The sequence below is a fragment of the Acinetobacter johnsonii genome (assembly GCF_048551975.1).
In the GTDB taxonomy this organism is placed as follows: Bacteria; Pseudomonadota; Gammaproteobacteria; order Pseudomonadales; family Moraxellaceae; genus Acinetobacter; species Acinetobacter johnsonii_A.
In genome coordinates this window covers 1-24,573 of record NZ_JBIMCF010000016.1, presented here as the reverse complement: position 1 = coordinate 24,573, position 24,573 = coordinate 1, and the positions used below count along the sequence as shown (strand labels likewise).

General features: G+C 42.0%; 27 protein-coding genes and 4 tRNA genes. 17 read left to right on the top strand and 14 right to left on the bottom strand.

Going from position 1 to position 24,573, the window contains the following annotated elements; translation table 11 throughout:
* The first annotated feature begins 123 nt into the window (after window positions 1–123).
* The 6 genes from ACG9ZB_RS12065 to ACG9ZB_RS12040 all read left to right on the top strand — a co-directional run bounded on the left by ACG9ZB_RS12065 (window position 124) and on the right by ACG9ZB_RS12040 (window position 2,228).
* Window positions 124–213 (top strand) — tRNA-Ser (locus ACG9ZB_RS12065).
* A 14-nt stretch (window positions 214–227) separates the two neighbouring features.
* Window positions 228–304 (top strand) — tRNA-Arg (locus ACG9ZB_RS12060).
* 48 nt (window positions 305–352) lie between these two features.
* Window positions 353–429: transfer RNA gene (locus ACG9ZB_RS12055), tRNA-Arg, on the top strand.
* Window positions 430–704: 275 nt separating this feature from the next.
* A tRNA-Arg gene (locus tag ACG9ZB_RS12050) sits at window positions 705–781 on the top strand.
* Between the two features lie 262 nt (window positions 782–1,043).
* Window positions 1,044–1,541 (top strand): YcxB family protein, encoded by a 498-nt coding sequence (locus tag ACG9ZB_RS12045; protein ID WP_419325999.1) that lies wholly within the window; start codon window positions 1,044–1,046, stop codon window positions 1,539–1,541.
* A gap of 42 nt (window positions 1,542–1,583) precedes the next feature.
* Window positions 1,584–2,228: a fumarylacetoacetate hydrolase family protein gene (locus ACG9ZB_RS12040; RefSeq protein ID WP_419325998.1), complete on the top strand. Its 645-nt coding sequence runs from the start codon at window positions 1,584–1,586 to the stop codon at window positions 2,226–2,228.
* 52 nt (window positions 2,229–2,280) lie between these two features.
* Here ACG9ZB_RS12040 and ACG9ZB_RS12035 read toward each other — a convergent pair whose 3' ends face one another.
* Entirely contained in the window at window positions 2,281–3,093 is an 813-nt protein-coding gene (locus ACG9ZB_RS12035) for an AraC family transcriptional regulator (protein WP_419326031.1), read from the bottom strand.
* A 104-nt stretch (window positions 3,094–3,197) separates the two neighbouring features.
* Between ACG9ZB_RS12035 and ACG9ZB_RS12030 the strand changes: the two genes are divergently transcribed.
* Window positions 3,198–4,133, top strand: coding sequence for a DMT family transporter (locus tag ACG9ZB_RS12030; RefSeq protein ID WP_419325997.1), 936 nt, complete (start codon window positions 3,198–3,200; stop codon window positions 4,131–4,133).
* 109 nt (window positions 4,134–4,242) lie between these two features.
* On the opposite strand, the gene ACG9ZB_RS12025 is transcribed toward ACG9ZB_RS12030, so the two are convergent.
* Entirely contained in the window at window positions 4,243–5,493 is a 1,251-nt protein-coding gene (locus tag ACG9ZB_RS12025) for a YihY family inner membrane protein (RefSeq protein ID WP_419326030.1), read from the bottom strand.
* Window positions 5,494–5,608: 115 nt separating this feature from the next.
* Here ACG9ZB_RS12025 and wrbA point away from each other — a divergent pair, with 115 nt between their 5' ends.
* Complete coding sequence (gene wrbA / locus ACG9ZB_RS12020; RefSeq protein ID WP_125280240.1) at window positions 5,609–6,202, top strand: NAD(P)H:quinone oxidoreductase; 594 nt, start codon at window positions 5,609–5,611, stop codon at window positions 6,200–6,202.
* 42 nt (window positions 6,203–6,244) lie between these two features.
* On the opposite strand, the gene ACG9ZB_RS12015 is transcribed toward wrbA, so the two are convergent.
* The 6 genes from ACG9ZB_RS12015 to ACG9ZB_RS11990 form a co-directional block, all read right to left on the bottom strand.
* A complete protein-coding gene (locus ACG9ZB_RS12015; protein ID WP_419325996.1) occupies window positions 6,245–6,619 on the bottom strand; it encodes a hypothetical protein in 375 nt (124 codons plus the stop codon).
* A gap of 212 nt (window positions 6,620–6,831) precedes the next feature.
* The gene (locus tag ACG9ZB_RS12010; RefSeq protein WP_419325995.1) at window positions 6,832–7,335 is read right to left on the bottom strand and encodes a GGDEF domain-containing protein; all 504 of its coding nucleotides are present in this window, start codon (window positions 7,333–7,335) and stop codon (window positions 6,832–6,834) included.
* Between the two features lie 54 nt (window positions 7,336–7,389).
* Entirely contained in the window at window positions 7,390–7,866 is a 477-nt protein-coding gene (locus tag ACG9ZB_RS12005) for a GAF domain-containing protein (protein ID WP_419325994.1), read from the bottom strand.
* 237 nt (window positions 7,867–8,103) lie between these two features.
* A complete protein-coding gene (locus ACG9ZB_RS12000; RefSeq protein ID WP_004691243.1) occupies window positions 8,104–8,679 on the bottom strand; it encodes a xanthine phosphoribosyltransferase in 576 nt (191 codons plus the stop codon).
* A gap of 90 nt (window positions 8,680–8,769) precedes the next feature.
* The gene (locus tag ACG9ZB_RS11995; RefSeq protein WP_419325993.1) at window positions 8,770–9,480 is read right to left on the bottom strand and encodes a DUF3108 domain-containing protein; all 711 of its coding nucleotides are present in this window, start codon (window positions 9,478–9,480) and stop codon (window positions 8,770–8,772) included.
* A gap of 155 nt (window positions 9,481–9,635) precedes the next feature.
* Window positions 9,636–10,313, bottom strand: coding sequence for a hypothetical protein (locus ACG9ZB_RS11990; RefSeq protein ID WP_004977854.1), 678 nt, complete (start codon window positions 10,311–10,313; stop codon window positions 9,636–9,638).
* Window positions 10,314–10,573: 260 nt separating this feature from the next.
* Between ACG9ZB_RS11990 and ACG9ZB_RS11985 the strand changes: the two genes are divergently transcribed.
* Window positions 10,574–11,431: an energy transducer TonB gene (locus ACG9ZB_RS11985; RefSeq protein ID WP_178904409.1), complete on the top strand. Its 858-nt coding sequence runs from the start codon at window positions 10,574–10,576 to the stop codon at window positions 11,429–11,431.
* A 45-nt stretch (window positions 11,432–11,476) separates the two neighbouring features.
* Here the strand turns inward: ACG9ZB_RS11985 and ACG9ZB_RS11980 are convergent, their stop codons facing one another.
* The 4 genes from ACG9ZB_RS11980 to miaB all read right to left on the bottom strand — a co-directional run bounded on the left by ACG9ZB_RS11980 (window position 11,477) and on the right by miaB (window position 15,097).
* Window positions 11,477–11,887 (bottom strand): hypothetical protein, encoded by a 411-nt coding sequence (locus tag ACG9ZB_RS11980; RefSeq protein ID WP_419325992.1) that lies wholly within the window; start codon window positions 11,885–11,887, stop codon window positions 11,477–11,479.
* Window positions 11,888–11,987: 100 nt separating this feature from the next.
* Window positions 11,988–12,467 carry an rRNA maturation RNase YbeY gene (gene ybeY, locus ACG9ZB_RS11975; RefSeq protein WP_419325991.1) on the bottom strand — a complete coding sequence of 160 codons (480 nt, stop codon included), beginning with the start codon at window positions 12,465–12,467 and terminating at the stop codon, window positions 11,988–11,990.
* A gap of 57 nt (window positions 12,468–12,524) precedes the next feature.
* On the bottom strand, window positions 12,525–13,601 hold the full coding sequence (locus ACG9ZB_RS11970) for a PhoH family protein (protein ID WP_004977846.1): 1,077 nt from the start codon (window positions 13,599–13,601) through the stop codon (window positions 12,525–12,527).
* A gap of 38 nt (window positions 13,602–13,639) precedes the next feature.
* Window positions 13,640–15,097, bottom strand: a complete 1,458-nt coding sequence (miaB, locus tag ACG9ZB_RS11965) for a tRNA (N6-isopentenyl adenosine(37)-C2)-methylthiotransferase MiaB (RefSeq protein ID WP_419325990.1) — start codon at window positions 15,095–15,097, stop codon at window positions 13,640–13,642.
* A 309-nt stretch (window positions 15,098–15,406) separates the two neighbouring features.
* Between miaB and ACG9ZB_RS11960 the strand changes: the two genes are divergently transcribed.
* From ACG9ZB_RS11960 to ACG9ZB_RS11940, 5 genes are all read left to right on the top strand, one after another.
* Window positions 15,407–17,374, top strand: coding sequence for a transglycosylase SLT domain-containing protein (locus ACG9ZB_RS11960; RefSeq protein WP_419325989.1), 1,968 nt, complete (start codon window positions 15,407–15,409; stop codon window positions 17,372–17,374).
* Between the two features lie 87 nt (window positions 17,375–17,461).
* Window positions 17,462–18,055, top strand: coding sequence for a ribonuclease I (locus ACG9ZB_RS11955; RefSeq protein WP_419326028.1), 594 nt, complete (start codon window positions 17,462–17,464; stop codon window positions 18,053–18,055).
* Between the two features lie 169 nt (window positions 18,056–18,224).
* A complete protein-coding gene (locus ACG9ZB_RS11950) occupies window positions 18,225–19,211 on the top strand; it encodes a malate dehydrogenase (protein WP_419325988.1) in 987 nt (328 codons plus the stop codon).
* 173 nt (window positions 19,212–19,384) lie between these two features.
* The gene (locus tag ACG9ZB_RS11945) at window positions 19,385–19,645 is read left to right on the top strand and encodes a DUF2789 family protein (protein WP_004691222.1); all 261 of its coding nucleotides are present in this window, start codon (window positions 19,385–19,387) and stop codon (window positions 19,643–19,645) included.
* Between the two features lie 105 nt (window positions 19,646–19,750).
* Entirely contained in the window at window positions 19,751–20,008 is a 258-nt protein-coding gene (locus tag ACG9ZB_RS11940) for a DUF2789 family protein (RefSeq protein WP_159152609.1), read from the top strand.
* Between the two features lie 83 nt (window positions 20,009–20,091).
* Here the strand turns inward: ACG9ZB_RS11940 and ACG9ZB_RS11935 are convergent, their stop codons facing one another.
* Window positions 20,092–20,619 carry a hypothetical protein gene (locus tag ACG9ZB_RS11935; RefSeq protein ID WP_419325987.1) on the bottom strand — a complete coding sequence of 176 codons (528 nt, stop codon included), beginning with the start codon at window positions 20,617–20,619 and terminating at the stop codon, window positions 20,092–20,094.
* Between the two features lie 72 nt (window positions 20,620–20,691).
* A complete protein-coding gene (locus ACG9ZB_RS11930) occupies window positions 20,692–21,294 on the bottom strand; it encodes a 2OG-Fe(II) oxygenase (RefSeq protein ID WP_419325986.1) in 603 nt (200 codons plus the stop codon).
* A 115-nt stretch (window positions 21,295–21,409) separates the two neighbouring features.
* On the opposite strand from ACG9ZB_RS11930, the gene ACG9ZB_RS11925 reads away from it, so the two are divergent.
* Genes ACG9ZB_RS11925 through ACG9ZB_RS11915 form a run of 3 tightly spaced genes read left to right on the top strand, consistent with a single transcriptional unit; the run spans window position 21,410 to window position 24,242 of the window.
* A complete protein-coding gene (locus tag ACG9ZB_RS11925) occupies window positions 21,410–22,267 on the top strand; it encodes a 23S rRNA (adenine(2030)-N(6))-methyltransferase RlmJ (protein WP_419325985.1) in 858 nt (285 codons plus the stop codon).
* A 43-nt stretch (window positions 22,268–22,310) separates the two neighbouring features.
* The gene (pssA, locus tag ACG9ZB_RS11920; protein WP_419325984.1) at window positions 22,311–23,141 is read left to right on the top strand and encodes a CDP-diacylglycerol--serine O-phosphatidyltransferase; all 831 of its coding nucleotides are present in this window, start codon (window positions 22,311–22,313) and stop codon (window positions 23,139–23,141) included.
* Window positions 23,142–23,168: 27 nt separating this feature from the next.
* Window positions 23,169–24,242, top strand: a complete 1,074-nt coding sequence (locus ACG9ZB_RS11915; RefSeq protein WP_419325983.1) for a DUF6670 family protein — start codon at window positions 23,169–23,171, stop codon at window positions 24,240–24,242.
* Window positions 24,243–24,573 lie beyond the last annotated feature (331 nt).

Sequence of the window (24,573 nt, the reverse complement as noted above, 5' to 3'; positions counted from 1 at the left end):
ATAAATTCGGCTGAATCCGCTCTAAATTGTTTAAAAAGTATTTAATTGAACAGAAATATGCAAAAAATTGAGTGTCTGTGCTTGCAGTGCTAGCATGAAGTTTGTATTATGGCCGCACGTTACGGTGAGATGGGTGAGTGGCTGAAACCACATCCCTGCTAAGGATGCGTACGGGTAACTGTACCGAGGGTTCGAATCCCTCTCTCACCGCCAACTTTACTTATGTCGCGCTCATAGCTCAGCTGGATAGAGCACTTGGCTACGAACTAAGGGGTCGGGAGTTCGAATCTCTCTGAGCGCACCAATAAGTAAACTGCATGTAACGTATCGCCTAAATTGGCACACAAGTAATGCGCTCATAGCTCAGCTGGATAGAGCACTTGGCTACGAACTAAGGGGTCGGGAGTTCGAATCTCTCTGAGCGCACCAACTTGAACAATCAACCGCACATGTTGCGGTTTTTTTGTGTCTGTAAAAAATGAAGTGCTTCGCTTGAGAAAGTGATTCCTCAAGAAAGATTCGATATAAATAAAGCGCTACTCTTGCGTGATTCCCCAGCGATGTTCGTATGGAGTGCTCAATCTGTTGGTTTATGCAGCGTTTTATACCCACTATGCTTAATAACTGGGCAGTTGATCGGCTTTTATGAAAATAAGACTTAACAAAAAATAAGATTCACGTATAATTCACCCCATCAAGACGTCGCGCTCATAGCTCAGCTGGATAGAGCACTTGGCTACGAACTAAGGGGTCGGGAGTTCGAATCTCTCTGAGCGCACCAACTTGAACAATCAACCGCACATGTTGCGGTTTTTTTGTGCCTGCACGTTTTGTTCGGTAGAAATCCATAGCATGGATGGATTTTATGCCGTAGTTATTCAGTTGTTTATTGCATCTCAGTTTTATCATGCGGTTCTGATATCAGTATGGCCTCGGCTTAAGTGGATCGCCGCTAATCAACATCGATCTGCTAAAGTCCTAAAAAAATGACCGATTGTGTTGTAGTATTGAGCACAATATTTTTAGCTATTTGATATGACCCTATGTCAGAGAACAAGCCTGCATTATCGACACGTTATTTCCTCACTTTAGAAGAGTCCCAAGATGGTTTTGCCTTAGCAACCTTTGGTAAAAAGCAAATGACGCGTTTTATCACGCCGTTGATTAGTGTCGGGATTATTGTGTGGGGCTTTATGCTCGGCTTTTCAGGCGTCGGTCGCTACTATGTGGCATTGGGTGTATTCTTCTTGGTTTTACAAATTCTCATGCGTTATTGGTTTCTGCCGATGATGTTTAAGCGCCAATTTGTGAAATATCAGTTTGGTAAAAGTGAGCAAGGCATCGACTTATACCAAGATTATGCGGAAATTTATGCCAATGGTCGTAAGCAAGTGGTCCATTATAATGAAGTGCAAAAGTTTGCCAGTGGCAAGCTGACCTATATGCTTGAGCTGAAAAACCGTACTGTGGTGATTGTGCCTAAGCGTGCTTTGGCCGATAGTGCGGATCAAGCAAAATTTGAAAATACTTTCAAAAAATAAGCATTTTGCTCCATAACACCATCAAAAAATCAGAGGAAGATCATGAGTACACGTCCATCTAAAATTGTCTGTGTTGGTCGTAGTTATGCAGACCATGCCAAAGAATTAGGCAATGCGATTCCTGATCGTCCGGTTTTATTTATTAAACCACCGAGCAGTTTGCTTAGTTTAGATGCGGGCATCTCTTGGAATCCTGCATGGGGCAGCTGCCATTATGAATGTGAACTGGTTTTACGCATTGACCATCGCCTAAGCAAAGCAACCGAGCCAGCTCAAGCCCTGCAAGCAGTAGGGGCTGTGACTTTAGGTTTGGACTTAACCTTACGTGACTTACAAGATGACTTGAAAACCAAAGGCCAGCCTTGGGAACGTGCCAAAGCCTTTGATGGTTCGTGTGTACTGGCAGACTGGGTTGCTGTTTCCGATGTGGTACAAGACTGGGATGATGTGCACTACAGTTTTCATGTTAATGATGAGCTCCGCCAAGCGGGCAACACTGCACACTTAATTTTTGATATTGGCACCTTACTGGCTGACATTAGCCAAGTCTTTACTTTGGAAGCAGGCGATGTGGTCATGACAGGCACACCTGCTGGGGTGGCTGCACTACAGGCGGGTGAGCAGTTGAAAATGACTCTAAAAGGTAAAAACCAAGACTATTCTTGGAATACTTTTGTTCAAGCTTAATTTACAGGCTTTCAAACCCCATCATTCATAAGGTCACTTCGGTGATCTTTTTTTAGCGCTGTTGATGACTATGGTACAGTTTGCGGAATTGATCGGGGGTATATACCATCCAGCGTTTAAACATATTAATAAAGGCCGATGCATTGGCATAGCCCAAATCCAGCGCGATACTTTCGACCTTTTTTCCCTCTGTCAGCATGCTCATGGCTTTCATGACTTTTAAGCGCTGTCGCCATTCATTCAAAGACATGCCAAGTTCTTTTTGACTATAACGTGCCAGTGTGCGTTCAGTCATATTGTGCTGTACTGCCAGTTGTTGCAAAGAACTGTTGTCCGCAGGATATAGATGTAAAAAATCTAAAATGCTTTTTAGGGTCGGGTGTTCAGAGTGCGGTAAATAGCTGCTAACCAATTCTGCATGATGTAGTTGGTCAAGCAAGACATAGAGTAAGCGCATGTGTTCAGGTGCATCATCGGGCAGGCTGTGTTGTCTCAAATGCTTAAAGAGTGCCGAGACCAAAGGTGAGCTGAGCATAATACCTGCCTGTTGAGGCAGATGAGTGCATAAGCTTTCATGGATATACAAGGTGCCATGCGAAACATCGGTACGATTTAAGCTGCTATGGGCTACATTGGGTGGAAGCCAAATGCCATAAGGTGGCGGGGTAAGGTAGTCAATCTGGTTAATATTCACTTCCATCACGCCATTAAAGGCATATACAAATTCGCCCCATGCATGTCCATGCACAGGATAAACCGATTGCGCGGGGTCTTCGCGAAAGCTGATCCACAATAATTTATCAATATCATCATTGGTCGGTAATTGTTTGAGTGGCGCGCTCTTTTTTTGTTGTCGTTGGGGTATGGCTGAAATTGCCTGAATAAGAAGATCTCTTGTCTGTTTTAAATTATATGTTTTATTTCAGACAAATCTATAGTGAGCTTTGATCTTTTTCAGTGGAGCAGGTCGTGAGTAGTCGTCAAGCGCTAGACAGTAAGGCCTCAGGGATTATGTTTGGGCTGTGTATTTTGTGGGGATTACAACAAGTGGTGTTAAAGCTTGCTGCCCCCGATATTTCTGCAGTGATGCAAATTGCACTTCGCTCAGGTTTATCTGCGTTGATGGTTTACCCCATGATCAAGCGGGCAAAGGGCACATCTTTATGGGGGCGAGACTACTTACCCGCAGGAGTTTTAGTCGGGCTTTTATTTGCAGCTGAATTTTTTCTGGTCGCGCAAGCTTTACGTTTTACCTCCGCGGCGCATACCGTAGTTTTGCTGTATACCGCACCTATTTTTGTCGCATTGGGTCTGCAATGGAAATTACCCTCTGAACGTTTATCGCTTATCCAGTGGTTGGGCATTGCATGTGCATTTTTCGGGATTGTGATTGCATTTTTATTTCGTCCTGCAGCTTCACAAGTGGCTGCGAGTTCGGCACTTTGGGGCGATGCTTTAGCACTTTTGGCAGGGGTATTATGGGCAGCCACAACTATTGCAGTGCGGCTGACGAAACTAGCAGAAGCACCTGCCACCCAAACTTTGTTTTATCAGCTCTTTATCGCATTTTTAGTGTTATTGCCTGTGGCTTTTTTTATGGGACAGGCGACGATTCACTGGTCTGTATTATCCCTTACAAGTTTACTTTTCCATACCGTTGTCGTGTCATTTGCCAGTTATCTGATTTGGTTTTGGCTGTTGAAAAAATATTTGGCATCCCAGTTGGGAGTCTTTTCTTTTTTAACTCCTATCTTCGACATGTGTTTTGGTGTGGTATTACTCAATGAGCAGCTGGAACTCAACTTTTTGGTGGGAACATGCTTTGTGTTGATGGGTGTGATGGTGGTAAGTTTGCATCACAAAATTAAGCAGTATATACAGGCCTTTAAAATGGCTTTGCAGTAAATACTGAGTCGGCTTGAATCTGTCTTAAATTCAAGGTGAAGGTTGAACTTAGATTGTTTTGATTCAACATATAAAAAACGTGTCTTGGACACGTTTTTTATATGAAGTCTTAAGATTTATCATCAAAAATTGTAGACAGCGGAATGGCGAGTTTGGCCGCCAAGTAATCATCCGACTCAACTAACGCTGGGCCAATTTTCTGTATCCAGACATCATCAGGATGCACATTACCCAAATCTTTACGCTTTGGTAAAGGGTAAGGAAGTCTGCTGTAAAAACTCCAAAAATCGACTTGAGATAAATTACGTACTAGTACAAATTGGTTGTCATCAGTACGTTTGACTAAGTTTTGCTGTTCAAGCATAAACACGTAACTCGGCCAACGGCCCAATTCATCTCTTCCTAAAACATCCAAAGCTTCATCATCAGAGACACTGAGTCCTTGCTGTTGCTTTTTATAAAACAGCTCCAGCAAATCTAGTAGCATAATGACAGGGTGCCGTTTTTGCTCTTTCTGGGAAGTAAATGCGGTGAGCGCGTAGCTGATTTCAACGCCAATCAGGACAATATTCCACGACAAAAAAATCCATAATAAGAAAATAGGAATCGCAGCAAAGGCACCATAAACGACTTCATAACTGGTGAAGTTTGACATGATAAAGCCGAACAAATTTTTCAGGAGTTCAAACACTACAGCACTAAATAAGCCTGCAATCAAAGCAGATTTAATTGGGACACTTCGGTTTGGAATAGTCCAATTCAGGATAAAAAATCCTAAAACCGTTAGACAGAAAGAAATCAACCACAGGACAAATGCGCCATTGAGTTCATAGCCTGCAAAATTATTGCTCAAAACATTGAGGGAAGCCATCGTCGACGAAATAACAAAGGCACTACCGAGTAGAATAGGGCCCAAAGAAATAATGGTCCAATAGCGCATAAAGCCAATAATGCCGCCGCGAGTTTCGCGGACTCGCCAAATACGGTTAAAGACTTTTTCAATGCTGGTTAGCATCATGACGGTAGTGACGAATAAAAATAAGATCCCAATAATGGTTAAATTACTGGATTTATCGGTAAACGCATTTAAGGCCTTATCAAAAGCGATCGTGGTTTTCGGTAAAAAATTACTATAGATCAGTTGTTGTAATTGCTGCCGTGCAGGCTCAAGCGCTTTGATTGAGGAAATGATCACCAAAAAAACGGTCAGCATCGGAACGACGGCAAACAGGGTCGTATAGGTTAGTGAACCGGCTTGTTCACGACATCGATCGGCCTCAAAGCGGCGCAGTACAAATAAAATGAACTGAAACCAAGTTTTCTCATAGAAAGGAAGTTTTCTTAAGTACTGTTCTAACATAGGCAAAGTATCTCTCTTGTTTTCTTCATCTTTTCTACATTTTTCACCATAAGCTTAACCAAAAAGTAGGAAAAATACCGTATAGTTTTATTTTTTCTGTCACCGAACTCTATTCATGCAAACCTATGTTTTAGTTTTATATTACAGCAAATACGGCAGTACCCGTGAAATGGCGCATCTGATTGCAAATGGAATTGAAGCCAGTGGTGTTGCAGTTAAAATTCGAACGGTGCCAAATATTGCGGCTGTGGTGAAGGAAGCAGAGTCGAGTATTCCTGCAGAAGGCGATATTTATTGTAGTTTAGAGGACTTGGCAAACTGTGCTGGTTTGGCGCTAGGTTCACCAACCCGCTTTGGCAACATGGCTTCTGAAATGAAATATTTTCTTGATCAAACCACCAGTCTTTGGCTCAATGGAGCTTTGCATGGCAAGCCGGCTTGTGTGTTTACCTCGTCAGGTTCGATGCATGGCGGTCAAGAAAGTACACTATTGACCATGCTGCCACCATTGTTTCATCATGGCATGATGATTTTAGGGTTGAACAATGCCAGTCCCGCATTGTCACATACGAAGACAGGTGGAACACCGTATGGTGCGAGCCATGTCAGCGGGCCTCGACATGATCAGAGCTTAAGCCAAGATGAAAAAGTGCTGTGCGAAGCTCAAGGTAAGCGTCTTGGGGAAGTTGTGAAGAAATTACAGGCCTAGTCATTGAGACATGAAAAAAGCCCATCCATGATGGGCTTTTTATTATTGGGCTGGCGTCAGATGCTGTTCTTTGAACTTTGTACCACACTTAAGACATTTATAGTCAAGAAATACATTTTTATCGACAATGACACCCGCTTTTTTACCAAAACGATGTCCTAAAAAACCACCTGTCACACCAATACTGACCGCACCCACAAAGGTGCCAATGGTGCCACCCATAATCACCCCAAGAGGTCCAGCCACTGCACCGATCGCTGCGCCAATAGAGGCTCCAGATGCTGCACCACCGACAGTACCAGCAGTTGCACCTGCAGAACTGAGCAATACGCCCCCAATTTTAGTCAGTTGTTGCTCGTGATTGCGTTTTTCAACCTCACTAGAGCCACATTTTGGGCAGAGAATTGTATTTTCCATAGTTTATTGGCCTATTCGGGTGACCAGTGATTGAAGCTGGCAGCCGTTTTACGGTGTGGATGATACGTTGCGCAGAACAACCGAGTTTTGCGCTTGAATTTGACAGATCTAAACAACTGAATCTAGAGTAAATCTTAGTTGAACTTGCAGCAATAATATTTATTAAACTTGTAATTTTCTTGAGTACTTTATGCTGAGTTTTTAAATATGGTTTAGTTGGCAAAGTGAATTGGGTTTCTTATAGCTTGTTTGGCACAGTACAATGCTTTATCTGCGCGTTTAAAGACATCTTCTGCATCTGCATCATGTTTGCCGATTTCAGCAACCCCTATACTGACCGTGAAACACAGCACTTCTTGCTCATAATGCACTTCCATGGCTTCAATCGTTGAACAAATGGGTTTAAAGACCCGCATCGCTTCATCACCCAAGCAGGCGGGTAAAATTATCGCAAATTCCTCCCCACCAATACGGGATAAAAAGTCTTGGTCACGCAGTACGCTGCGGATTTTTTTAGTCATCTTTTTCAGCACATGGTCACCTGCGGTATGCCCATAACAGTCATTCAGCTGTTTAAAGTGATCAATATCTAAGATACCTATCGTAAATGGCACGCGAGTATGGATGAAGTGCTGCATGGTTTGATTACTTTCTTGCAGAAATACTCGACGATTAAAGGTTGCTGTGAGTTCATCTGTAGATGTTAAGACCGCCATTCCTTGCGCTTGTAAATGCAGTTTAATATTTAAAGCTAACCATGTAGCGAGGCTCTATAAAAGAATCACTTGTTGTAGGGTGTAGTGATGTTTACGCTGATCTGCCACATTTAAGGTGCCAATACACACGCCATTGTGAATCATAGGCGCATCCATACAGGTGCCCATGCCATGCTCGGAAAGCATTTTACAATCCAGCTCATCCGACTGAGCGAGGTCATCGCAAATGATCAGTTGAGACTGAGCAAAGACTCGTCCGACAAAAGTCTGCTCAATCGGAATTGCATGATTGCCTGAGATCGAATACAGCTTGAGATATTCTTCAGTATCTTGCAGGGTAATACTGGCCCGATCCGCATCAAACATGTGAGAAATCCAGTAAGCAATGGTATCTAAAACAGCTTGCAAGGAGGCTGCTTTACTCAAGTCGTGAATGAAGTCTACAGGGAGTTGGATGGAGTGCGCGCCATCAAAGCCAGATAATTGGCTTGTGGTAAATGATCGTTGAGTTAATTGATTCTTGTTTATCATTCAAATCGGTATCTCTATAAAATAGTATCCAATCTAGTCTTTGTTTGTTTTGCTCTTAGAAAGTGGACATTACCTTTTAGATTTGATCATGCTATATAAATCGCATTTCTCCAACTTGAATGTGTAATTAAATTAAAAATAACCTACTGTGACATTTACATGTGGATGATCCGCGGGTTATCTGAGTGACAAAAAAAGAGCACCTGAAGTGCTCTTTTTTGAAGTTAAACGCCGTGATTAGTCACGAACAAATTCAACAGTGCCATTTGCTAATGATTTTACGCGTGCCAAAGATTCAACGCGGTAGCCTTTTTCAAGCAAAATGTCACGACCGGGTTGGAATGATTTTTCAATCACAATACCGACACCTACAACTTCTGCTTTCGCTTGGTGAATTAAGTCAATCAGACCCAATGCCGCTTGACCATTGGCCAAGAAGTCATCAATCACGAGGGCTTTGTCTGCTGAGCTGATGTGCTTATTTGAAATCGCAATCGTGCTTTCCGTTTGTTTGGTAAACGAAAAGACTTTTGAGCGGTAAAGGTCATCTTTTAAGGTTAAAGATTGGTACTTACGCGCAAAAATAACGGGCACGCCCAGTTCTAAACCTGCCATGATTGCAGGTGCGATACCTGATGCTTCAATCGTGATGATTTTAGTGATGCCTGCATCTTTAAAACGAGCAGCAAATTCTTTACCGATTAATTGCATCATAACCGGATCAATTTGGTGGTTTAAGAAAGCATCAACTTTCAGAACTTCATCAGATAGAACGATACCTTCGCTTAAGATTTTCTGTTCTAGTGCGTACACGGGAGAATCCTCTAGGGGCAGGTGCTTTTTCAAGCAAAAGCGTATTTTAGGAAGCACCTGAAAAAATGCAAGTAAAATTCGTCAAAATGACTAATTGCTTGCACCTTTATAACCCGTTAATAGCAATCCATAGGATGTTTTCTTATCCACATGGCTGACTTTGACTGGAAGGTAGTCTAATTTAGGTGCTAACCAGAAAATGGTTTCACGGCCAGGTTTGTCATGTTTCATGACCACTTTAATGGTGTCAAAGGTGCCGTAATCGGTTTTAATTGACTCAGAACCTTGCTTCACAAATTTACGTGCTTCCACTTCTTTGGCATCGGCCAAATAATAAGTCGATTTTAAACCGCCGTTTTTGATGTCTTCACGAAGTTGTAATTCAGCATTCAGTTCATCCAGTACGCCTGCTTTCCAAGCGAAAGAACGCGCTTCTTTGTCTTTCTTGGTATTAATAGTTTTTGCTGCTGGATTGAAGTTAATACTCATGGTGTTGTTATGCACCAAAATTTTACTACTACGACTAAAACTGCTGGACTGAATTTGCTTACCATTGAAACTAAAGCGACTGCTTTCGGTCGCAGAGGCGATACCACCCGCTTTGGCTGCAAAGACATAGTTCCAGTTATTGCCCGATTTCGATAACGTACGTGTCGCTGAGCCCATGTTTTTGCCATTATAGTTAAACTGATAACTGGCTTGGAATGGACTCATGGCAAAGGTTTGATTTGAGAAACCGACAAAGAGCAAGGTGCTGACACCTGTTGCCATTGCGACTGTTTTCAACATTGATTTAGCCATAAGAAAAAGTTTCCTATTCAGTTGTAGCCACAAATTTTTTGCATAGAAATATTATGCACGTTGATTATGAAGAAAAAATTCGAAACATAGGGCAAACTGTAGTTTTATGTTTCTTTTACCCACCTTAAGTCACATTTTAGTCGCAGCATCCCGAGTTATTTTTGTCGAATTGGCGAGACTGTGCTTTCGTCTAGATTAGGTTCAATCAAGTCATCGATCGAGGTTTGCGAAAACTTATTGAACAATGCCGTTAAGTTGACATTACCGATCACCACCAATTCTGCTTCACGCAATACGGCATGATTGACGTGGACTTTACCTAAGGTATCGATAATAGAACGATTTTTTCCTAACCAGCGATTCAGATCCAAATGTAACAAATCATCTTTGACTTTAATCACATTCAGTTTTTCTAAAATCATGCCTAAGGGGTCTTGATTCAGGACTTTTTGATAAAAGAATAGAGCACAGCGCACCCCCATTTTATGAAATACCGTTGGGTATTCAGCATCCAGCACACTGGTGTCACTGATTTGCTCAAATACGATCAACTGCGTTTTTTTATTTAACTCCATTTGTGCCAGTTTCAAATCTACCGAAAGCGTGAGTTTGAGTCCGTTATAGTCGAGCGTGGCGTATAAACGTAACCAATCATCATGTAAGTCGGCATGCAAGTCTTTCAACATTCTCACGTTGTCGGTCACAAAACGTTGAAAAGTGGCATTTAAAAAGACTTGAGACATTGGAAACTCGCGCTCATCCTCAATAAATCCTTCCGCCTTTTGATAAACTTGGCGTAAACGATTTGAAATGTTGGAAATAAGCGTTTGCATAAGAGGCGTCCTAGCGAATCAACGTGTTTAAGCGATCAGATCTCTGGTCGAAGTGTTTGAAAAATACTGCTCATGAACCTTGCAGTTTAGCAAAATTCATTGCACCATTTTCATGATTTTATGAAACAGTGAATCTAAATGGCACAAGGTCTCATTCTACGCAATAAAATGAAGACTGTGTCTATTTTATACTGCGCGCCTGCGCTTTGGGGAACAAGACAAATTGTCGGTTTGGTGTGATGCTTAGAAAAATAAATGTAATGCCTTTGGCTCATGATTGGTGGAAAGACCCAATTTTTACAGCGACTGTTGTGTTGGCGGTGTTTTTGCATCTCGTGATTTTGACTTTGCAATTTGCGATGCCTCAAGAAAATGATACGGCTGTGAAAGAAATTGCGGTTACTTTGCGTCCTTCTGATCAAAAAATTGAAAATGCAGATTTTTTAGCACAAGCCGATCAACAAGGTTCAGGGACCTTTCGTGAGTCACATCGCATGTCGAGTGACATGCCCGCACCGATGCTTGAGCAAAGTACAGGTGAACAGCAGCGTGAAACTTTAGAACAAATCCAACAAAAACGTGAGCTGAACTTTGAAGAAAAACTGTTGATGACGACTTTAAGTTGGCAAAAACAAGCTGAGGATAACCAGCGCAAAAAAGCCATGGAAGAAATGAACAGTCAGTTTCAAGCCAAAGCAGCAATGGTGGCCAGCCTTGAAGCGCAATATTTGCAACGTCAACAAAACTTTAGCCGTCAGCAAAAAATTAAAACAGTCGATGGTATTCAAGCCAAGCAAGATATTTCGGCCGCCTATCTTGAAAAGTTCCGTCAGAAAGTGGAATTTTATGGCAACCGTTACTATCCAGAAGCGGCTAAACAACAACGACTGGCGGGTGAAGTACGTTTAATGGTGATTCTAAATGCATCAGGAGGTATCCGCGCCATTCGTCTGATTGATAGCTCAGGCCATGAGATGCTCGATGAGGCTGCAAAAGCCTCAGTACGTAAGGCTGCACCATTCGGTGGATTTGATGTCAAAATGAAGGATATTTCTGAGTTACGCATTGTGCGTACATGGCGTTTTGACCCAGCAGAGGCAGAGTTTGAAGTGCACTGAGCCGTGCATTTTTAAGTGTACTTTGATGATTTTGCTTACTTTGGATTATTGAGTTGCGCGTACATAGGCACCGTCTTGACGTCCACCGATCCAAGTCACAGTTAAATGAGACTCTTCCACATCTATGCGGGTAGGAAAAATTTCTAAGTGCTTGCTATATTTCGGTAATGCTTTTAAACCAATGCAATTGCCGTTTTTCCACCATGTTCCTTCGGCATATTGGTCTAAAGAGCCGACAGCTAAGTACCATTTAAATTTACCGTTGGGCTCTAGTAAAAGCTCTGAACCGACCTCCATAACGCCGTTTAAATAATAATGTCCAGCCCACGCCTGATCTGCGTCTTGAAACTTCACTTCCTGACAGGATGTTTGATTTTCAGTATTGCTATTGGCATAAAGTGGCATGGTGCAGGATAGGGCGATAATGCAGAGTAGTTTTGAAATCAATGTATGCATTTTTATAATCTCTTCATCTATTTTTCATCTTGTATTATTTTTAGCATAAATAAACCCGACACATCGAGATGAATCGGGTGAGCTGTTTCAAATCTAATAATTATTGTTCTAAATAAGGGTTTTCAAAACCGAGTTTAGCCAAAATTTCAATTTCGATACCTTCCATTTCTTCAGCATCTGCTTCTGACGTTTCATGGTCATAGCCCATGAGGTGCAAAGTGCCATGTACCAACATATGAGTGAAATGCGTCAGTGGCGTTTTGTTTTGTTCTTTCGCTTCCAACAGTACTACAGGAATGCAAATGACCAAATCGCCAATGGGAAATGAGTCAAGGATTTGCGCCATTTCATCGGGTAAGTCACTAGGGAAAGACAACACATTGGTTGATTTATCTTTGCCGCGATATTCCAAATTCAATTTATGACTTTCGTCATGGTGGACACAAGCAATACCAATTTCACAGTTACTTTGTGTGCCAATATGACGTAAAACAGTTTCTACAACTTTTTTGATATAGCCACGTTTCAAGACCAACTCAGGTGCTTGAAAGTCCTGTTGTAGAGAAAGACTCAGTTTCAAAATAGATCCTTAAATAATGATATCTGCGGGCATTTTAAAATGCCCGCAGACTTTAACTTAATGCTGAGCATCGGCAGCGGCATCATTTTCAGCCACTAAGGCCTCTTGACGCGCTTTGCGTTCAGCACGCGCTTCAGCCGTTAAGCGATGTTGTTCTGCATCCCATCCCTCATAAGCTTCAACAATTTTTTGTACTAATTGGTGACGTACCACATCACGAGAGTGGAAACGAGTAATATGAATTTCTTTGATCTTGTCGATGATGCGTAAAGCATGTGCCAGACCAGATTGCTGACCACGCGGTAAGTCGACCTGTGTGATATCGCCTGTAATCACTGCGCGCGAACCAAAGCCTAAGCGTGTGAGGAACATTTTCATTTGTTCAGGCGTGGTATTTTGCGCTTCATCTAAAATCACGAAAGAGTGGTTTAAAGTTCGACCACGCATATAAGCCAGTGGTGCGACTTCAATCACTTGACGTTCAATCAGTTTGGCCACTTTTTCAAAACCAAGCATTTCATACAAGGCATCGTAGAGTGGGCGCAAATAAGGGTCGATTTTTTGGCTTAAATCACCCGGCAGAAAACCAAGTTTTTCACCTGCTTCAACGGCAGGGCGAACCAATAAAATTCGTTGAATTTCATTACGTTCTAGCATGTCAACTGCGGCTGCAACTGCGAGATAGGTTTTACCTGTACCCGCAGGTCCAATACCAAAAGAAATATCGCTTTGTAGAATACGCTGCACATAACGCTTTTGGTTGGCACCACGTGGATTGATACGACCTTTACGGGTTTGGAGCCACACTTCATCTAAACCAGTGTGCTCTTGCCCATCGAGGTCTTCTTGCAATTCACGGTCAGTCTGACTGCCTTGAATCATGAGGTGTAAGGTATCGGCACTGATTTGTGCCGTATTTTCTGCTTCTTCATGCAGGCGATGGAGCAGGCCTTCGGCTCTCTCAACTGCATCCATTTCACCATCGACATAAAATGCATCACCTCGATGGGAAATAGTGACATCTAAACGCTGTTCGATTTGTTTCAAATGACCGTTATAAGCACCGAGCATGCTCTTTAAACGTTCTATTGAAACCCCAGGAAAAGTTACTGTACGTCGAATCGCTGCAGTCAAGAGAATTCCTTTAAGTAGTCAGAATCTATTCCCTTACATTACGCCACGTCAGGCTCAAGATTCAAGAGTTCGCCATAAACAAAATTCAAAGTTTTAATCTCTGTCACTTCGATTTCAGCGAAACGTCCAACCCATGTTGCATCACCAATAAAGCTCACGTAACGGGTGTTATCTGCCGTACCAATCAATAAGTTTGGATCTTTATCTGAAACTTTTTCGATCAAAACCCGTTGAATGGTGCCGAGCATGGCATCGGTCTTTTCAATACTAGATTGTTTAATCCACTTTTGAACCTTGGCTAAGCGCTCTTTTTTCACCTCTTCAGGTGTCGTATCTTCAAGGTCAGATGCAGGTGTACCTGGGCGTTTTGAATACACGAAACTATAAGAATGGTCGAAGTCCATGTCTTTGATAAATTGATAAGTTTCTTCAAAGTGAGCATCAGTTTCGCCTGGGAAGCCGATAATGAAGTCACTTGATAAATGCATATCAGGACGCACTTTACGTAACTTAGCAATTTTGTCGATATAGACATCAATGGTGTGGTTTCGTTTCATCGCTTGCAGTACATCGTTTGAACCACTTTGTACAGGCAAATGCAGATGCGATACCATTTGTGGTAAGTCACGGTAGCATTGAATCAAATCATCGTTAAACTCAAGCGGATGTGAGGTGGTATAACGCAAACGACCAATCCCCGGAATTTCTGCAACAAGACGTAACAAGTCGGCAAAAGTACAGATATTACCTTCGAAAGTTTCACCGCGGTAACCATTTACATTTTGACCGAGCAAAGAAATTTCTCGTACGTCTTTTTCGGCTAAAGTGGCAATTTCTGCTAAAACATCATCCAGTGGACGTGAAACTTCTTCACCACGGGTGTAAGGCACCACACAGAATGAACAATATTTTGAACAACCTTCCATAATTGAAACAAAAGCCTTGTAACCTTCTACACGCGGTTCAGGTAAAAAGTCGAATTTTTCAATGTCAGGGAAAGAAATATCCACCAGTTTGATTTTTTCTTTCTTGGGTTTTTCGATTTGTTCGAAATGCTGATCGAGCATTTGTGGCAAACGGTGCAAAGTTTGTGGACCAAAAATCATGTCGACATAATTGGCACGTTTTTGAATATTGTCGCCTTCTTGAGAAGCAACACAACCACCGACACCAATGATCAGGTCAGGATTTTTATCTTTCAGCTTGCGCCAGCGCCCCAACTCGGAAAACACTTTTTCTTGTGCTTTTTCACGAATAGAGCAGGTATTCATCAATAGAATATCCGCTTCTTTCGGGTCTTGAGTCAGTACATAGCCGTGTGAGTCGCCAAGTAAGTCTGCCATACGGTGACTGTCATACTCATTCATCTGACACCCTTGCGTTTCGATATACAGTTTTTTAACTGATCCATCGATGGCTGGGGTGTGCTGTGGCTGGGTAACAGTGTTTTCTGAGGCAGCTTGGGCACCATTTGGAATGAAGGTTTGAACCGTCATGTAGGCTCCTAAGGGGGATAAATCTAGGTTTTTGTTTCTGATCGGTATCTGTGGCGGCGAAAGCAGAGCTTGGCTGGCCACAAAAAAGGATGATCAAACACCATGTGAAATCTACGAAAGGCGCATATTTTAGCAGGAAATCTGAATAAACTTATAGCTTTAAATCTGAAGCTAAAAAGATTGATTTGTGAAGTGAAAATGCAGGAAAATTAATATTGTCTAATCATAAGGTTACATAAGAGAACAATAGAGTCTGTTATGAGTTATTAAACTAATGAAAATGATGAGACGAGACTAGGCAATCCAAAGATGACTGAAGGCAAACCCATGTTAAAACGATTACAGAATAAATATTATCAAGTGTTTGCGTTGGGTGTGGCTGCCTTAGGTCTATCGGCAGTGACACATGCCGCAGATGAACAGTTTAATGATGCCTTGCGTGCAGCAAATGCAGGCAATGTTGGTTTATTACAACAATATCAAAGCAGTATGCAGGGTGATGTACTGGGCTATTATCCTGAATACTGGGTGCTTAACAGTAATTTGGCATTGCAACCTGCGGCGAATATTGTCGGATTTGCACAGCGCTATCCGCAATCTGCTATGGCTGAGAAGTTAGCAGCAGATTACATCGAAGAAAAAGTCAAAATGGCCGACTTTACTTCTGCGCAGCCGGTATTGGCCTATGTGTCCAATGCAGATCGCGCAGAAAGTTGTGCTATAGCACAAGTCCGTGCCAAGTCTGGTGACCCTTTGGTTTTTGCTGAATATAAAGATGTTTGGCTCACGACCAATTCACAGCCTGAGTCTTGTACGGGGCTAGGGCGCATGATGTTGTCTAGTCCACTGATGACGGAACAAGACAAACAACAACGTTTATGGGCGCAGCTACGTGCAGGGCAGTCAGGTCAAGCGATTGCAACCGCACAGACCATTGGCATGAATCTGTCTTTGGCCCAGCTGAATAGCATTCAAGCCGATCCGCTGAACTATCTCTGGTCCGCACCGAAAGCATCGGCGGCAGATCAAGCATATTTAATTTATGCCATTGGCCGTTTAGCCGACAGTGATCTAAATACTGCACTGGCGTCGGTCAAGCGTGCTGCAGAGGGGACACCTGAGTTGGTACAAAAAGCGTTGTACCGTGCCGTGGGGTATATCGGTGGCACAACCGTTATGAAAAACAATTTTAATGTGGAAGTGTTGCAAGCCTTCGATCGGAGTTATGGTTTAGCACTGAGTGAAGAAGAAGCTGAAATTTATGCACGCCAAGCTATTCGTTTCGGCGCATGGGAGAGTGTGATTCGTGCCATTGATGGCATGAGTGTGACGCAGAAACAAGAAGACCGCTGGCAGTATTGGTTAGCCCGTGCTTCAGAACAACGTGGTGATGCAAAGTCAAAAGCACTGGCGCGCGAGATCTTCAAAAAATTGTCAGTAGGTGACGATTATCATAACTTATTGGCAAAAGATCGTATTGGTCAGCGTTATCAAACGATTCCAGCCAATACCCAACCCAGCAATGCGGATGCGCAGCGTTTGAGCCAAGATATTCACTTTAGTCGCGCTTTTGCACTACGCAACGTCAATGCGCCAGACAATTATGTCAACCGTGAATGGAATTGGGCTGTTCGACAAGCTTATTTAAAACAAGATGATGGCTTAATTTTGGCTGCGGCCAAACGTGCAACAGAAATGGGATGGTATGACCGCGCGATCTATGCAGCCGATCGAACCGTCAAGCAACATAACTACAGTTATCGTTATGCCATGCCGCATCAAAGCTATGTGGTCAGCCATAGTCGCAATGCAGGCATAGATCCTGCATGGGCGTATGGGTTAATGCGCCAAGAAAGTCGATTTGTTACCCATGCTCGCTCGCATGTTGGGGCAGGTGGTTTGATGCAAATCATGCCAGATACGGCAAAACTAGTCGCTAGACAAATGGGTGAAACCTATAATCCTGCTGCACTGAGTGATATGAATACCAATGTTCGTTATGGCACATTCTACTTGTCCATGATTCAAAGCCAATTAAGTAACAGTCCTGTACTTGCCACAGCAGGTTATAACGCAGGGCCAAATCGTGCGCGCCGTTGGCAGCCTGAAAATCAGCCGATTGCGGCGGATCAATACACAGAAAGTATTCCTTTGACTGAAACTCGCGATTACGTCAAGCATGTCATGAGTAATGCGACCCATTATGGTGTTCTGCTTGGACAGGGGCCACAGTCGATCACCCAGCGCATGCAAAATATCCCTTTTAGAAGTCAATAATAAAGGCCTAGACATTTTATGGTTTTGATGTCATCCCAATCAGTCTTAACGCAAAAGCTTCTGCTGTTGATCAGCAGCGGCATAGCTATGGGATTTTTTGCGACATCAGCCCATGCGACACCGACCGTGTTTGGCTATGTGATGGAAGTTCAAATGACACCTGCCGTGTGTTTGTTTGATAGCCAAGGCTCAAAGAAACGGAAATGTTTGGAAGGTTATTCACTCAATATTACTGGCTTGTACCCTGAAACTACAACACGAGAGTGTCAGACCAAATCTTCAGGTGTATTGTCTCCACTTCAAACTAAAGTGGTGGCTAGGGTGATGCCCGATGAGCATGCACGTCGCCAGTTGTGGGCAGAAATTGGGGGATGTGTGCCGATGAGTGCCAGTCAATATTTTCGTAATGTGATTAATTATGCGGAACGTTTAAAAATTCCCGCAGATTTGACTTCATCTGAAAATAAAACTGCGCAACTTAATACCTTGCGAGGGCAGTTTCAGCGTTTGAACCCCGGGCTGCCTGCAAGCGGGTTACGTTTTAGCTGCCGTACTCACCGCCAAACCAATATTTTGACCGAAGTCAAGGTCTGTTATAAACCTAATGGTCAGTACAAAGCTTGTGCAGAGAATATACAAGAAAACTGCCCAAATTCTTTTGCGATCAAGGGTTCTTACTAATCTCTTTCCCTAAATTAATTTATATTTCCTATCATACTTTTGTTGGAATTCATTCTCTTTTACATGCATCTACCAAAGTATTGGAGTACAATCTTTGCCGTTTATGATTATTAAGATTAGATAGAACAGCTATTTAATCATATAACGTTCCTCAAATGGAGATAAGTACATGAAGCAACCTGTTCGCGTTGCCGTTACTGGCGCTGCTGGTCAAATCGGTTATAGCCTATTATTCCGTATCGCTAGTGGCGAAATGTTAGGTAAAGACCAACCAGTTATTCTGCAATTGTTAGAAGTTCCTTTTGAGAAAGCTCAAGCTGCGCTTAAAGGCGTAATGATGGAATTAGACGACTGTGCTTTCCCATTATTGGCTGGCATGATCGGTACTGATGATCCAAAAGTTGCATTTAAAGATGCTGACTACGCGTTATTGGTTGGTTCTCGTCCACGTGGTCCTGGTATGGAACGTGCTGACCTTCTTAAAGTAAACGGTGAAATCTTTATTGGTCAAGGTCAAGCACTTAACGAAGTTGCGAGCCGTGATGTTAAAGTTCTTGTTGTGGGTAACCCAGCGAACACGAATGCTTATATCGCAATGAAATCTGCTCCAGATCTTCCAGCGAAAAACTTCACAGCAATGTTACGTCTTGACCACAACCGTGCGTTAACTCAACTTGCTCAAAAAGCTGGCGTTGCTGTTTCTGACATCAAAACAATGACAGTTTGGGGTAACCACTCTCCAACGATGTATGCTGACTACCGTTTTGCAACTGCAAATGGCGAAAGCTTAAAAGACAAAATCAACGATGATGCATGGAACAAAGACGTATTCCTTCCTACAGTTGGTAAGCGTGGCGCTGCGATCATCGAAGCACGTGGTTTATCTTCTGCTGCATCTGCTGCAAACGCTGCAATTGACCACATGCGTGATTGGGCGCTTGGCACAAACGGCGAATGGGTAACGATGGGTATTCCTTCTGACGGTTCTTACGGTATCCCTGAAGGCGTAATGTTCGGTTTCCCTGTAACTTGTGAAAATGGCGAATACAAAATCGTTCAAGGTCTTGAAATCGACGAGTTCAGCCGTGAGCGTATCAACTTCACGTTAAACGAACTTGAAGAAGAACGTGCAGCAATTGCTGACATGCTTAAATAATTAAAAACTGATCAGTTTAAGATCTGTTTTGAAAAAGCACTCCATTTGGGGTGCTTTTTTATATTGAGGGTGTGTTGAACAAAAAATAACATGCTGTGATGTAGATACAACTGAGCGTAGAAGGGGAACGGTTTATTCTAAAAGGGCATGATCAGGGCTTGAGGAGAACAATGATGTTTGACCAACAACCAACTTTAGAACTTTTATTTGAACAATTGGGGCTTGATGCGAGTGCAGAAGCAATTGATCAGTTTATTGAAACACACCAACTTACTTCAGATGTTCCATTGCATAAAGCACCCTTTTGGTCAAAAGCACAGCATGATTTCATTATCAGTAATTGGAAAAAAGATGATGAATGGGCAATGGTGGTCGATCTGCTAAATGAACAATTGCATACAGAACATACGCTTTCAGGTTCGTGTCATTTATAATCACAAATTGAAACAACAAACCTAGTTTTATGACTAGGTTTTTTTAGAAAATACATATAAGTTAATTAAATAATAATTGACAATAGTATTGATAAGGAGGCCGAGATGCTTAGTCAACATAAACCATCCTTAGAGCTTTTATTTTCGCAACTGGGACTCGCCAATAGTGCGGCTGCCATCGAGTTATATATTCGTACGCATCAACTTCCTGCTCATCAATCTTTACACGAAGCACCATTTTGGAATTCTGCACAACGTGCGCTATTAATTAGTCATTTGGTTCAAGATGATGATTGGGCGATTATGGTTGATGAGCTCAATCAACAGTTACACCTCGATGCTTATAAACTTCAAACTGCCTAAATTAATTTTATGTCGCCGCCATTTGAATAGTAGAATTGACTCATAAAAAAACGCCTGATTTCAGGCGTTTTTTATTTGTACATTTAGTGCAATTTACTTTGCATCAACTTGATAAACCAATCTTCTTGATGAAAGTCAACAAAAGCGGCATGTTCACGCAGTAAAACGAAATCAAACTCGGTACTTTTCGCATATTTACCAAGCCAGTGTCGTGCCAATGCTGACTCTTTTCTACTGACCGAGGCATAGGCCAAAAATAGGTAAATATCGCCCTGACCATAGTTGGTCAGTGGTTTTAAAATTTGCTGTGTAATCAACGCAAAGCGATCTTCTTTGGTGATTTCAAAGTACAGCATATAAGCCTTAGCAAGGTGCAAAGACAAATTAAGGTACAAAGATAGAGGCATTTCCTCAAACTCAATTCGACCTTGCTCAAGTAATACTACTGCTTCTTGTAAAAAGTGCACTTGCTCTTGGCGCAGTTGGCTCAGTGTGACCAACTGTAAGCGCAAATCAGCACGCTCAAGGGCTAATTCAGGGCTATTGCCTTGTAGGTAGAGTTGATCTGTTTCACCAATACGCTGAATAATTTGTTGACTGCTGGCACGCATCGGTTACATCCTCATCAATTGATGTTCAGTATATGAGGATACTTCTTACAATTTAAAGTCTTTTTGCTTGAATCACAGAATTGTACTGTCACTCCGTAACCATCCAGTAATCGATAAACGTTGATGTTTAGCTTCTAAGACCTCATGCAGTAAGTCACTTTGAAACAGCGCAATACGATTCGGTTTGGGTTGTAGCACATGCCAAATGTCATTTTTATCTTGCAGATGAAGTTCACCGCCCCAATCGTCTTGCCAGTCTTCGTGTAAATAATAAACCGTAGAAATCATGCGGCCATTTTTGCCTTGAGGATTATCACGGTGTAGGGCATAAAACTCGCCAGCGTTATAGCAAGCAAAATGAGCTTCGACGTCTCGAATACCAAGATAAAAGGCACGATTTAGTTCCTGACCCAAACTATAAAGAGTTTGAACATGTTGATTGGAAATAACGAGCTCGGGATTGAGCCATAAAATGTGATCACTACGGATCTTGCTGATGACACCGTTTTGAATAGCGGCTTCACGAAAGCGGTTTAAGTTCGAAGTACATTCTTCAATGAGTTGATGTACATAGTCATTAGAATAGGCGTCATCAATGATGGCAAAACCATGTTGATCTAAATCATCTAGGATTTGATCAACATTCCAAGACTTTGGGAGAAGAGCTGCTTCCATTACATTAACCTAAAAAAGACAAAGAAAAGCCACGGTTATTCTAGTGTATGAAAGCAATCTGAACGAAACTATTTTTCATGCTAAAATACTCATTGATTTTAGGAATGATAGAAACATGAATTACCGTCACCACTTCCATGCAGGTAACTTTGCAGATGTCATGAAGCATGTCCTTTTGCTTCAGATTTTGGCTCGCCTCAATCAAAAAGATAAACCGTATCGTTATATTGATACGCATGGCGGTGCTGGTAAATATGATTTATCGACTTCAGAAGCACAAAAGTCGGGTGAGTTCTTAAATGGTATTCACCGTTTAGTAAAACTTGATGACTCGATTAAGCGTAATGCGCCTGAAGGTGTTCAGCAGTATTTAAAAATTGTTGAAAAAATGCGTGAAGGTTCAGGCAAAGGTGCTTATCCAGGTTCGCCGTGGTTTGCATTGGAAGGCATGCGCGAAATCGATAAAGCCACTATTTTTGAAATGCAGCGTGATGTATTCCAACAGTTGTATTACAACGTTCGTGACAAACGCGCTGGCTTACATGAGCGCGATGCTTATGAAGGGTTATTTGGCGTTATTCCACCCAAAGAAAAACGCGGTTTGGTGATGATTGATCCGCCTTACGAAGTGGAGCGTAAAGATTTCCCTCAATTGGTTGATCTCATAGCGACTGCATATAAAAAATGGCCAACGGGTGTTTTTGCAATTTGGTATCCAATCAAAGACCGCGCCATGATTGAACGTTTTGAAAAGAAAATGATTAAAACCGGTATTCGCCGTCAGTTGATCTGTGAAGTGTGTGTTTGGCCAGATGATACGCCAGTGGGCTTAAATGGCTGTGGTCTGTTAGTGATTAACCCACCTTGGAAGTTCTCCGAAGATGCAGATGAAGCGCTACAATGGTTATTCCCGCATTTGCGTATGAGTGAAAATGGTGGTCATGCTGCTGTTCGTTGGTTAGTTGGCGAATAAAGATAGACTATAAGAGAAAAGGCTACATTAGGATCGACAGAGAATGACAAATATAAATAAACCTGAAAGTGAATCTTCACCCCGCAGTACGCCTACTTTTGATGGGATTACTTTCGAGGTGGAAGAAGAAGAGCATACACAGGAAGGTCAAAAAGTAAAACGTCGAGGTATTTATTTGTGGCCGAACCTGATTACAACGGCAGCGTTGTTGTCAGGCTTCTATTCCATCATTGCCAGTATGAATGGCAACTTCCAGCAAGCGATTTATGCCATTTTCTTGGCAGCGTTGTTGGATGGTTTGGACGGTCGAGTTGCACGAGCCATTGGTGCGCAGAGTGCTTTTGGTGAACAGTATGATTCTTTATCTGATCTATTGGCGTTCGGTGTTGCACCCGCTATTTTGATGTATAGCTGGAGTTTGGATTCGCTCGGTCGCATAGGTTTAGCGTGTTGCTTTGTCTACACTGCCTGTGCTGCGTTCCGTCTAGCTCGTTTTAATGTGCAAATTGGTGTGGTGGATAAGCGTTACTTTATTGGTGTAGCTAGTCCACTTGCTGCCATTATTATTATTTCATTGGTTTGGGTCGGACTCGATTTCCCAGAAATTTTTAATATTCGTGAGCGGGGTATTCAAGCGATTAGTGCAGCAGTGATTGTGTCTGTCGGACTCCTTATGATTTCGAATATTAAATATTATTCATTTAAAACGGTAGATCGTAAGCGTGTTCCATTTTTTGTCCTTCCTATCGCGGTCTTTATTTTTGCTGCAATAACTTACAATATTCCTGTCGGTATTTTGGTCATCTCCTTGATTTATGCACTATCTGGCTTTGTTACTACGTTTTTAGCAGGACGTCAGCACAGCCCATCATGAGTTAATGATATGTAGAAGGAGTATGCTATGTGGTTGTTTCAAGATTTTCTCGATCAGTCTAAACAACTTAATCAGGCTCCTTCACGGTCACTCCCTGCTTATCATCCACCCAATAAAAAATATAAAATTATTCATCAAGCTTTAACTATTCCCAATCTTCCTGCCCCATTACATTATTTAAATTTTTTGAGCATGATTGGGCAGCCTAATACACCCATGTTTCGGAATAACAGTGCAATCAGAACTACACCCTTAGATACTGCTACGGTATTGGCCAGTAGTAGTCCACATATGGCAGGGCAACTGAACCGCTATTCAATTTCTGCGGAATGTTCATTTCAAGAAAAAACATTTAAATTTGCCAATAAAGAACAGCTCATGGGAACGTTCCCAAAATTTCAAATTCAAAGAAAAGACACAGAATTGAGTTTTAAGATTGAAATAACAACAACACCACTGATTTCACATTTCACCAAATTGCGTTTTGGTCTTGCTGAGCATTGGTCTGTATTGTGTCGATGTCAGGGCGAAGTTAAATATAAAGAACAGCGCTATGACATTGACCAGTTAGGGGCTTTTGAATACGCGCACAGTATAGACTTTAGCTATTTACCCTTAGCCTTTTTCACATATCAAGTCATTAATCTGCTGGATCAGCGTCAGCTATTATTACAACAAATTCGAGATTCATTTAATCGAATTGTACAGTCACGTATCTATATACGTGACTTGCAGAAACAACAAACCCATATGTTTGATCGGATGGTGCGCTTTCAAGTTCATCGTGTTTATCCTGCTGTGAAAACCCCCAATGGGCAAAAAATGTATTTGCCGCGAGAATTTGAATGGCATTATCAAGACGAGCAGGGACATCACATCCATCTTTGCGCGCAAAGTCGTGGTGATTTTAAATTTGGTTTAGCTGCAGGTTATGTGGGGAGCTTTAAATATCAACTCAAAATGGGTAATTATGAGGAACAGGGCGAAAGTGGTTATTGTGAATATGTGGATTGTCGTGCATTAAAGTGGCAAGAAAAAAATTCTCAGGAAAAAATACACAATGAAATTGGAGAAATTATTCCCTTTTCACTCAAAAAATAAGAAAAAAGCATCATTTTGCTGAATAAATAAACAACTGGGGTTTTTTTTATAAATAATTGAGAAAAGGGGGTTGTGTTGGGTGTGAAATGCTGTAGAATGCACATCCATCGGCGGTGATGTTGATTAAAACTTGTTGAGAAACAAGGATTTAGCCAAAGCGGTAGAATCTGAGAGTCTTGAGTAAGTTTAAAAATAATTAATAAAACCAGTTGACTCTTTCGAAATAAAGAGTAATATAGCCGACCTAGCTTGCTGATGACGAATCAGCAAGAAGATCATTAAGAGATTATGAAGAACAACTTGTGTGGATTTTTACTGATTGATCGATCGA

What these genes read in the sequence shown, in the direction of transcription:
- ACG9ZB_RS12015 (WP_419325996.1), bottom strand. Translation starts at nt 6,619, where the DNA reads ATGGAAAATACAATTCTCTGCCCAAAATGTGGCTCTAGTGAGGTTGAA.
- ACG9ZB_RS12025 (WP_419326030.1), bottom strand. Translation starts at nt 5,493, where the DNA reads ATGTTAGAACAGTACTTAAGAAAACTTCCTTTCTATGAGAAAACTTGG.
- ACG9ZB_RS11955 (WP_419326028.1), top strand. Translation starts at nt 17,462, where the DNA reads ATGGGATTTTTTGCGACATCAGCCCATGCGACACCGACCGTGTTTGGC.
- ACG9ZB_RS11985 (WP_178904409.1), top strand. Translation starts at nt 10,574, where the DNA reads ATGCCTTTGGCTCATGATTGGTGGAAAGACCCAATTTTTACAGCGACT.
- ACG9ZB_RS11980 (WP_419325992.1), bottom strand. Translation starts at nt 11,887, where the DNA reads ATGCATACATTGATTTCAAAACTACTCTGCATTATCGCCCTATCCTGC.
- ACG9ZB_RS11935 (WP_419325987.1), bottom strand. Translation starts at nt 20,619, where the DNA reads ATGCGTGCCAGCAGTCAACAAATTATTCAGCGTATTGGTGAAACAGAT.
- ACG9ZB_RS11925 (WP_419325985.1), top strand. Translation starts at nt 21,410, where the DNA reads ATGAATTACCGTCACCACTTCCATGCAGGTAACTTTGCAGATGTCATG.
- ACG9ZB_RS11995 (WP_419325993.1), bottom strand. Translation starts at nt 9,480, where the DNA reads ATGGCTAAATCAATGTTGAAAACAGTCGCAATGGCAACAGGTGTCAGC.
- ACG9ZB_RS12005 (WP_419325994.1), bottom strand. Translation starts at nt 7,866, where the DNA reads ATGATAAACAAGAATCAATTAACTCAACGATCATTTACCACAAGCCAA.
- ACG9ZB_RS12010 (WP_419325995.1), bottom strand. Translation starts at nt 7,335, where the DNA reads ATGGCGGTCTTAACATCTACAGATGAACTCACAGCAACCTTTAATCGT.
- ACG9ZB_RS11915 (WP_419325983.1), top strand. Translation starts at nt 23,169, where the DNA reads ATGTGGTTGTTTCAAGATTTTCTCGATCAGTCTAAACAACTTAATCAG.
- ACG9ZB_RS12040 (WP_419325998.1), top strand. Translation starts at nt 1,584, where the DNA reads ATGAGTACACGTCCATCTAAAATTGTCTGTGTTGGTCGTAGTTATGCA.
- ACG9ZB_RS11960 (WP_419325989.1), top strand. Translation starts at nt 15,407, where the DNA reads ATGACTGAAGGCAAACCCATGTTAAAACGATTACAGAATAAATATTAT.
- wrbA (WP_125280240.1), top strand. Translation starts at nt 5,609, where the DNA reads ATGCAAACCTATGTTTTAGTTTTATATTACAGCAAATACGGCAGTACC.
- miaB (WP_419325990.1), bottom strand. Translation starts at nt 15,097, where the DNA reads ATGACGGTTCAAACCTTCATTCCAAATGGTGCCCAAGCTGCCTCAGAA.
- ACG9ZB_RS11990 (WP_004977854.1), bottom strand. Translation starts at nt 10,313, where the DNA reads ATGCAAACGCTTATTTCCAACATTTCAAATCGTTTACGCCAAGTTTAT.
- ACG9ZB_RS12045 (WP_419325999.1), top strand. Translation starts at nt 1,044, where the DNA reads ATGTCAGAGAACAAGCCTGCATTATCGACACGTTATTTCCTCACTTTA.
- ACG9ZB_RS11940 (WP_159152609.1), top strand. Translation starts at nt 19,751, where the DNA reads ATGCTTAGTCAACATAAACCATCCTTAGAGCTTTTATTTTCGCAACTG.
- ACG9ZB_RS11945 (WP_004691222.1), top strand. Translation starts at nt 19,385, where the DNA reads ATGTTTGACCAACAACCAACTTTAGAACTTTTATTTGAACAATTGGGG.
- ACG9ZB_RS11950 (WP_419325988.1), top strand. Translation starts at nt 18,225, where the DNA reads ATGAAGCAACCTGTTCGCGTTGCCGTTACTGGCGCTGCTGGTCAAATC.
- pssA (WP_419325984.1), top strand. Translation starts at nt 22,311, where the DNA reads ATGACAAATATAAATAAACCTGAAAGTGAATCTTCACCCCGCAGTACG.
- ACG9ZB_RS11930 (WP_419325986.1), bottom strand. Translation starts at nt 21,294, where the DNA reads ATGGAAGCAGCTCTTCTCCCAAAGTCTTGGAATGTTGATCAAATCCTA.